Raw genomic sequence first — 7,852 nt, 5'->3', positions numbered from 1 at the left:
ATCGCCCTGCACGGCGAAATCCACGCCGGCACGGTACGCCGCATGCCGGCCGCGCTGCAAGACCTGGACACCCCGCGCTGCACCCACAAGCGCCTGGTGCTGGACGCCGGCCCGGCCCTGCTGGGCGATGCCATCACCCTGGGCGCCATGCTGCGCAACCGCGGCTACGACACCCAAGTGCAAGCCGGCAGCGCCTGCCCCACGGCCTGCCTGATGGTGTTTGCCGCCGGCACCCAGCGCGTGCTGCCGGAGGCACCCACGGCGGCGCGCATCGCCTTCAGCCAGATCCCGTCCGACCACGACTTTGGCCACCAAAGCTGCCAGAGCGAACCCAGCCGCGGCCAGCAATTGACCGTGACGCGCTACCTGCGCGCCATGCTGCCCGGCCCCACCGCCACGGCGGTGTACCAGAAGCTGCTGGCCGCCGACTGCCGCACGGTTGACACCTACGGCCCGGCCCAGGCCCTGGCCATGGGCCTGGCCACCGCCACGCGCTGACGCGCGGTCAGTGCGCCTGCTCCCAGTTGGCGCCCACCCCCACTTCGGCCAGCAGCGGCACCTTGAGCTGCGCCACGCTGGCCATGAGGCGCGGCACTTCGGTTTTCAGCCAGTCCACCTCGGCCTGGGGCACCTCGAACACCAGTTCGTCGTGCACCTGCATGACCATGCGGGTGCCCTTGCCCTGCGCGTCCAGCGCCGCCTGCACCGCCACCATGCTCATTTTGATGAGGTCCGCCGCCGTGCCCTGCATGGGGGCGTTGATGGCGGCACGTTCGGCCCCGGCACGGCGCGGGCCGTTGGGGCTGTTGATTTCCGGCAGGTACAGGCGGCGGCCGAACACGGTTTCCACATAGCCCTGGGCCTTGGCCTGGGCCTTGGTTTCGTCCATGTAGTGGCGCACGCCAGCAAAGCGCTGGAAGTAACGGTCGATGTAGTTTTTGGCCGCCGTGTTGTCGATGCCCAGCGCCTTGGCCAGGCCGTAGCTGCTCATGCCATAGATGAGCCCGAAGTTGATGACCTTGGCGTAGCGGCGCTGCTCGCTGCTGACCTGATCGGGCACCAGGCCAAACACCTCGGCGGCGGTGGCGCGGTGCACGTCCATGCCGTCGGCAAAGGCCTTGAGCAAGGCCTCGTCCGCGCTGAGGTGCGCCATGATGCGCAGCTCGATCTGCGAATAGTCGGCACTTGCAATGACATGCCCCGGCGGCGCCACAAAGGCTTCGCGCACACGGCGGCCTTCGGCCGTGCGGATGGGGATGTTCTGCAGGTTGGGATCGTTGCTGCTCAAGCGCCCGGTGACGGCCACCGCCTGCGCGTAGTGGGTGTGCACGCGGCCGGTGCGCGGGTGGGCCAGCGCGGCCAACTTGTCGGTGTAGGTGCCTTTGAGCTTGCTGAGCGAGCGGTGCTCCAGGATTTTGGCGGGCAGCGGGTAGTCTTCGGCCAGCTTTTCCAGCACCTCTTCGTCGGTGCTGCGGGCGCCGGTGGCGGTTTTCTTCACCACCGGCAGGCCCAGTTTGTCGAAGAAGATTTCGCCCAACTGCTTGGGGCTGCTCAGGTTGAAGGGCTGGCCGGCGATGTCATAGGCGTCTTGCTCCAGCTGCAGGATGCGCTGACCCAGTTCGTGGCTTTGGCGCGCCAGCGTGGGCGCGTCGATCAGCACCCCGTGGCGTTCGATGCGGTAGAGCGCTTCGCTGCTGGCGATTTCCAGCTCGTAAATGGCGCGCAGCTTGGCATCGGCCTGGAGGCGCGGCCACAGCACACGGTGCACGTCCAGCGTGAGGTCGCTGTCTTCGCAGGCATATTCGGCGGCCTTGGCCACGTCCACCTGGGCGAACGGGATTTGCGCCGCGCCTTTGCCGCACAGTTCCTCGTAGCTGATGCCGCTGCGGCCCAGGTGGCGCTCGCCCAGGCTGCCGAGGTTGTGGGGTTTGTGCACCTCCAGCACGTAGCTTTGCAGCATGGTGTCGTGGGCGTAGCCGCACACCTCGATGCCGTGGTTGGCGAACACGTGGCGGTCGTACTTGATGTGCTGGCCGAGCTTGAGCGCCTGGGGGTTTTCCAGCCAGGGTTTCAGCCGTGCCAGCACCTCGCCCAAGGGCAATTGGTCCGGCGCGGCCGGGCCGCTGTGCGCCAGCGGGATGTACGCGGCTTCGCCCGGTTGCACGCTGAAAGAAATGCCCACGATCTCGGCGCGCATTTCGTTCAGCGAGGTGGTTTCGGTGTCCAGCGCCACCAGTTCGGCCGCCTCAAGGCGCGCCAGCCAGGCGTCGAAGGCGTCCCAGGTGAGGACCGTGTCGTAAAGCTTTTCCGTGACGTTCGAGACTCCAGGTGCCGGCTCGCCGAACAGATCGGCGGTGTCGCCCACGGCGGTGGCCTGGGCGGCAGGGGCGGCAACCACCGCCCCAGCGGCGCCCGCATCGCCCAGGGCACGCGCCAGGCCCTTGAAGCCATAGCGTTCGTAGAACTCGCGCAGCGCGGGCACTTCGCGCTCGCGCTGGGCCAAGGCGTCCAGCGCCGGCAAGCCTTCCACAAAGCCCGTCAGGTCGCAATCGGTTTTCATGGTCACCAACTGGCGGCCTGTCACCAGCCAATCACGCGCCTTGCGCAGGTTCTCGCCGGCCACGCCTTTGATTTTGTCGGCGTTGGCCAGCACGCCTTCCAGCGAGCCGTGTTCGGCCAGCCATTTGGCGGCGGTCTTGGGGCCCACTTTTTCCACGCCGGGCACGTTGTCCACCGTGTCGCCCACCAGGGTCTGGTAGTCCACCATCAGACGTGGCGGCACGCCGAATTCGGCGGTCACGCCGGCCACGTCGCGCACCTTACCGCTCATGGTGTCGATGATGGTGATGTGTTCGTTCACCAGCTGGCTCAAGTCCTTGTCACCGCTGCTCACCACCACGCGCACGCCCTGGGCGGCGGCCACGGTGGCCAGGGTGGCAATCACGTCGTCGGCCTCCACGCCGGGCACGTCCAGCACCGTCCAACCCAGCAGGCGCACCACTTCGTGTATGGGCGCAATCTGCGCGCGCAGGTCGTCGGGCATGGGGCTGCGGTGGGCCTTGTACTCGGGGTACAGCGCGTCGCGGAAAGTGGGGCCGGAGGCGTCGAACACGCAGGCCACGTAGTCGCCCGGCTGCTCTTTTTGCAGCGCCTGCATCATGTTGATCATGCCGCGTATGGCGCCCGTGGCGGGGCTGGACGGATCGCCCGGCACCGCGCGCAAATCGGGCATGGCGTGGAAGGCGCGGTAGAGGTAGCTGGAGCCGTCCACCAGCACCAGGGTTTTGCTTGTTTCGCTCATGCTGGGGATTGTGCGGCCAAACCCGGGCGGACCCGGCGATTGCCTACAATCGGGCCATGCACCGCACACCCGCCTTCACCCCGACCTGGCAACGCCTGGCCCAGGCCGCCGCCCTGGCCGCCACCTGCGCCGCCGTTCCCGCCCTGGCCCAGACGCCGGCCGCCGCCATCGCCCAGGAACCGGTGCAGACGCTGGAGCAAAAAACCGAACGCATCACCCACCAGGACGCGGGCAGCCGGATTGAAGAACTGCGCGTGGGCGGCCAGACCCGCAGCATCGAGGTGCAGACCAACACCGCCGTGCCGGGCTACCAGGTGCAGCCCATCGACGCCGGCCAGCCCAGCGACAGCAAAAGCGGGGCCGGCAAAAGCAGCTGGCGCGTCCTGAAGTTCTGACCATGGCCGTTTTCACCGAAGTCTCGCGCGACGAGGCCGCCGCGCTGCTGCGCCGCCTCGGCCTGGGCGAACTGACCGACATGGCCGGCTGCGCTGGCGGCATCGAGAACACCAACTACTTCGTCAGCACCGAACACGACGGCGTTCGCCACGACCACGTGCTGACCCTGTTCGAGCGCCTGACCTTCGAGCAGCTGCCGTTCTACCTGCACCTGATGAAGCACCTGGCGGGCAAGGGCATTCCGGTGCCCGACCCGGCCGCCGACGCCCAGGGCAACATCCTGCACACGGTGTGCGGCAAGCCCGCGGCGGTGGTGAACAAGCTGCGCGGCAAGCACGAACTGGCGCCCAGCGCCGACCAGTGCGCCCAGGTGGGCGCGATGCTGGCGCGCATGCACCTGGCCGGGCGGGACTACCCGCGCCAGCAGCCCAACCTGCGCGGCCTGCCCTGGTGGAACGAGACGGTGCCGGTGGTGCTGCCGCACCTGGCGCCGGACCAGGCGGCGCTGCTGCAAAGCGAGCTGGCCTACCAGAACCACATTGCCGCCAGCGCCAGCCACGAGGCCCTGCCGCGTGGGCCGGTGCACGCCGACCTGTTCCGCGACAATGTGATGTTCGACCAGGGCCAACTCAGCGGCTTTTTCGACTTCTACTTCGCCGGCTGCGACAGCTTCGCCTTCGACCTGGCGGTGTGCCTGAACGACTGGTGCATCGACCTGGCCAGCGGCGCCCAGGACGACGCCCGCACCCAGGCCATGCGCCAGGCCTACGAAAGCGTGCGCCCTCTGACCGCGGCCGAACGCGAGTTGCTGCCGGCCATGCTGCGCGCCGGGGCCCTGCGGTTCTGGATTTCGCGCCTGTGGGACTGGCACCTGCCGCGCGAGGCCAGCATGCTCAAACCGCACGACCCCACCCATTTCGAGCGGGTGCTGCGCGCCCGCCTGGCCCAGCCATGAAGCTCAACCCCGTTCCCGCGCGCACCGGCCTGCTGTGGGTGCAGTTGGGCATCCGCACTTTTGTGCGCCAGCCGCTGGCGCTGGCCGGGCTGTTTTTCCTGTTCATGATGGTGGTGTCGGCCCTGTCCATGCTGCCGCTGCTGGGCCAGCCGCTGGCGCTGGCGCTGCTGCCCGCGGCCACCCTGGGCCTGATGGCCGCCACCCGCGAGGCCCACAGCGGCCAGTTCCCCATGCCGGCGGTGCTGGCCAGCGCCTTCCGCGCGGGCAAGGACCGCCTGCGGGCGATGCTGGTGCTGGGCGGGCTGTACGCGCTGGGCTCCTTCGTCGTCATGGGCCTGTCGGCCCTGCTGGCCGGCGGCGGCCTGCCACCGGTGGCCACCGAAGGCGGCGAGCTGACCGAGGCCATGCTGCGCCAGCCCGGGGTGCTGCGCGGTCTGGTGCTGAGCATGCTGCTCTACTTGCCCCTGGGCCTGCTGTTCTGGCACGCCCCGGCGCTGGTGCACTGGCATGGGGTGTCCCCGGTCAAGAGCCTGTTCTTCAGCGCCCTGGCCTGCTGGACGAACAAGGGGGCTCTGCTGGTGTATTTCCTGGCCTGGACAGGCGTGTTCGTGGGCGTGTCGCTGGCGGTGGTGCTGCTGGCCGGTGCCCTGGGCGGCCCGCAAGTGCTGGCGGCCATCGTCTTTCCAATGGCCATGCTGATGAGCGCCATGTTCTTCAGCTCCCTCTACTTCACCTTCCGCGACAGCTTCGTCACCGACGACGGCCAGGCCCCGGCCTGAGGCAGCACGGCACCCGCACCGGGCCGGGCGGACGCGGCCTGTCACAGCGGCTTCACACAGCGCCGGCATGCTGAGGGGTGTTTCACACCACCCCTTCTGACACAGCATGACCCACGAACTCCGACCCGGCGTTGTTTTCAACGAAGAAGACTCCAACACCAGCCCCAACCCGGCGTTTGAGCAGGTGTTGCAGGCCCGGCTGAGCCGGCGCAGCCTGCTGCGCAGCGGTGCCGGTGTGGCCGGCGCCACTGCCTTGGGCGCCACCGCCCTGAGCGGCTGCGCCACCGGCGCTCCGGCCCATGCGGTGAACACGCTGGGTTTCAAGGCGGTGAGCAAGCACGTCAACGACGTGCTGACCGTGCCCGAGGGCTACACCGCCCAGGTGCTCTACGGCCTGGGCGACCCGCTGAGCGGCGACACCCCCGCCTTCAAAAACGACGGCACCGACACCGACTGGGGCCGCCGCGCCGGCGACCACCACGACGGCATCGAATGGTTCAGCCTGGACGCCAACAGCCAACCGTCCAACACCTTCAATTCGCGCGGTCTGCTGGCCATGAACCACGAGGCCACCACCGACGAGAAGCTGACCTCCTTCTTCATCCACGCCGACGGCGGCAAGGCCAGCCTGCCTCGCCCCGCGGCTGAAGTGGACAAAGAGTTGATGATCCACGGCCTGTCGGTGGTGGAGGTGCAGTCCAACGGCAAAACCTGGAGCTACAAGACCAATTCGCCGTTCAACCGCCGCGTCACCACCATGACCGAGGCCGTCATCTCCGGCCCGGCCCGCGGCAGCACCCACCTGGTCACCAAGTACAGCGCCGACGGCACCCGCGCCCGCGGCACGCTGAACAATTGCGGCACCGGCAAAACGCCCTGGGGCACCTTTGTGTCGGGCGAGGAAAACTGGTTCGGCTACTTCTTCCGCGACGCGCAGGACGACGACCGCCGCAAGAAGGACAAACAGGTGCAGGCCCTGAACCGCTACGGCCGCAAGGCCGGTGCCGCCAGCCGCCACGGCTGGGAAAGCGGCGGTGCCGACGACCGCTTTGTGCGCTGGAACAACGGCGCCCTGGCCGCCAGCGCCCAGGAAGACTACCGCAACGAGATGAACACCTTCGGTTACGTGGTGGAACTGGACCCGTACAACCCGAAAGCCGTGCTGCGCAAGCGCACCGCCCTGGGCCGCATGGGCCACGAAAACGTGACCTTCGCCAAGCCGGTGGCCGGCCAGCCGGTGGTGGCCTACATGGGCGACGACGCGCGTGGCGAGTACATCTACAAATTCGTGTCGCACGCCTTGTGGGACCCGGCCGACGCCAAGGCCGCCAACCGCCTGACCGCTGGCGACAAATACCTGGACCAAGGCACGCTGTTTGCCGCCCGCTTCAAGGAGGACGGCAGCGGCGAATGGCTGGCGCTGTCGGTGGACAACCCGGTCATCGCCCACAGCTCCTACTTCGAGTTCAAGGACAACGCCGACGTGGCCATTTTCACCCGCCTGGCGGCCGACGCCGTGGGCGCCACCAAGATGGACCGCCCGGAATGGGGCGGCGTCAACCCACGCAACGGCGAGGTGTACTTCACCCTGACCAACAACAGCAACCGCACCGCCGCCACGGCCGACGCGGCCAACCCGCGCGTCTACACCGACCTGAAGGGCCGCAAAGAGCAAACAGGCAACGTGCACGGCCACATCGTGCGCTTCATGGAGCCGAACCCCGCTGCGACCACCTTCAAGTGGGACATCTACCTGTTCGCCTCCGAAGCCGATGCGGACCAGGCCCGCGTCAACCTGTCGGGCCTGACGGACGACAACGACCTGTCGTCGCCCGACGGCCTGGTGTTCAGCCCGGCCACCGGCATTTGCTGGATCCAGACCGACGACGGCGCTTACACCGACAAAACCAACTGCATGTTGCTGGCCGCCCTGCCGGGCCAGGTGGGCGATGGCGGCACCAAGACCCTGCAATACGGCGACAAGACGGTGACCACCTACGCCGGCAAAACCCAGACGCCGGCCACGCTGAAACGCTTCCTGGTGGGCCCGCGCGGCGCCGAAATCACCGGCATTTGCGAAACACCCGATGGCCGTGCGATGTTCGTCAACATCCAGCACCCCGGTGAAAACACCCAGATGGCCGATGTGAACACCCCCGCCCGGTACGAAAGCCAATGGCCCGCGAACGCCGGCTACGGCCCGGGCCAGCGGCCGCGCTCGGCCACCGTCGTCATCACCAAGAACGACGGCGGCGTCATCGGCAGCTGACCTTCAACGGTTCGGGAAAGCGCGCGGGTCCCGCCCGCGCATTGACACCGCCCGTCCCTCCTGGGGGCGGGCGGTTTTTTTGTCCAATCCACTGCCGGGATATTCCTGTGGTGTCGGGGGCCCTGGTGCTACATTTGGACACATCGCTGTGC

Annotated in this window: 6 protein-coding genes; 5 read left to right on the top strand and 1 reads right to left on the bottom strand. The window is 68.1% G+C overall.

Features of this window, described 5'->3' with window-relative positions:
- The coding region (locus HA630_RS20925) for a hypothetical protein (RefSeq protein WP_208300199.1) at window positions 1–498 on the top strand (498 nt) is incomplete at its 5' end.
- A 7-nt stretch (window positions 499–505) separates the two neighbouring features.
- Here HA630_RS20925 and polA read toward each other — a convergent pair.
- Window positions 506–3,301 (bottom strand): DNA polymerase I, encoded by a 2,796-nt coding sequence (gene polA, locus HA630_RS20920; protein WP_166835045.1) that lies wholly within the window; start codon window positions 3,299–3,301, stop codon window positions 506–508.
- 56 nt (window positions 3,302–3,357) lie between these two features.
- Between polA and HA630_RS20915 the strand changes: the two genes are divergently transcribed.
- From HA630_RS20915 to HA630_RS20900, 4 genes are all read left to right on the top strand, one after another.
- The gene (locus HA630_RS20915; protein ID WP_166835047.1) at window positions 3,358–3,696 is read left to right on the top strand and encodes a hypothetical protein; all 339 of its coding nucleotides are present in this window, start codon (window positions 3,358–3,360) and stop codon (window positions 3,694–3,696) included.
- Between the two features lie 2 nt (window positions 3,697–3,698).
- Window positions 3,699–4,652, top strand: coding sequence for a homoserine kinase (locus HA630_RS20910; protein WP_166835049.1), 954 nt, complete (start codon window positions 3,699–3,701; stop codon window positions 4,650–4,652).
- A complete protein-coding gene (locus HA630_RS20905; protein WP_166835051.1) occupies window positions 4,649–5,431 on the top strand; it encodes a BPSS1780 family membrane protein in 783 nt (260 codons plus the stop codon). The genes HA630_RS20910 and HA630_RS20905 overlap by 4 nt, the downstream gene beginning before the upstream one ends.
- A 106-nt stretch (window positions 5,432–5,537) precedes the next feature.
- The gene (locus tag HA630_RS20900) at window positions 5,538–7,700 is read left to right on the top strand and encodes a PhoX family phosphatase (RefSeq protein ID WP_166835053.1); all 2,163 of its coding nucleotides are present in this window, start codon (window positions 5,538–5,540) and stop codon (window positions 7,698–7,700) included.
- Window positions 7,701–7,852 lie beyond the last annotated feature (152 nt).

Source organism: Aquabacterium sp. A08 (assembly GCF_011742065.1).
Note: the sequence above shows the minus strand (reverse complement) of the source record. Positions and strands in the feature narration are given on the sequence as shown.

Excerpts from the sequence above, each read along its gene's own strand:
- polA (WP_166835045.1), bottom strand. The coding sequence starts at position 3,301 with ATGAGCGAAACAAGCAAAACCCTGGTGCTGGTGGACGGCTCCAGCTAC.
- HA630_RS20915 (WP_166835047.1), top strand. The coding sequence starts at position 3,358 with ATGCACCGCACACCCGCCTTCACCCCGACCTGGCAACGCCTGGCCCAG.
- HA630_RS20910 (WP_166835049.1), top strand. The coding sequence starts at position 3,699 with ATGGCCGTTTTCACCGAAGTCTCGCGCGACGAGGCCGCCGCGCTGCTG.
- HA630_RS20905 (WP_166835051.1), top strand. The coding sequence starts at position 4,649 with ATGAAGCTCAACCCCGTTCCCGCGCGCACCGGCCTGCTGTGGGTGCAG.
- HA630_RS20900 (WP_166835053.1), top strand. The coding sequence starts at position 5,538 with ATGACCCACGAACTCCGACCCGGCGTTGTTTTCAACGAAGAAGACTCC.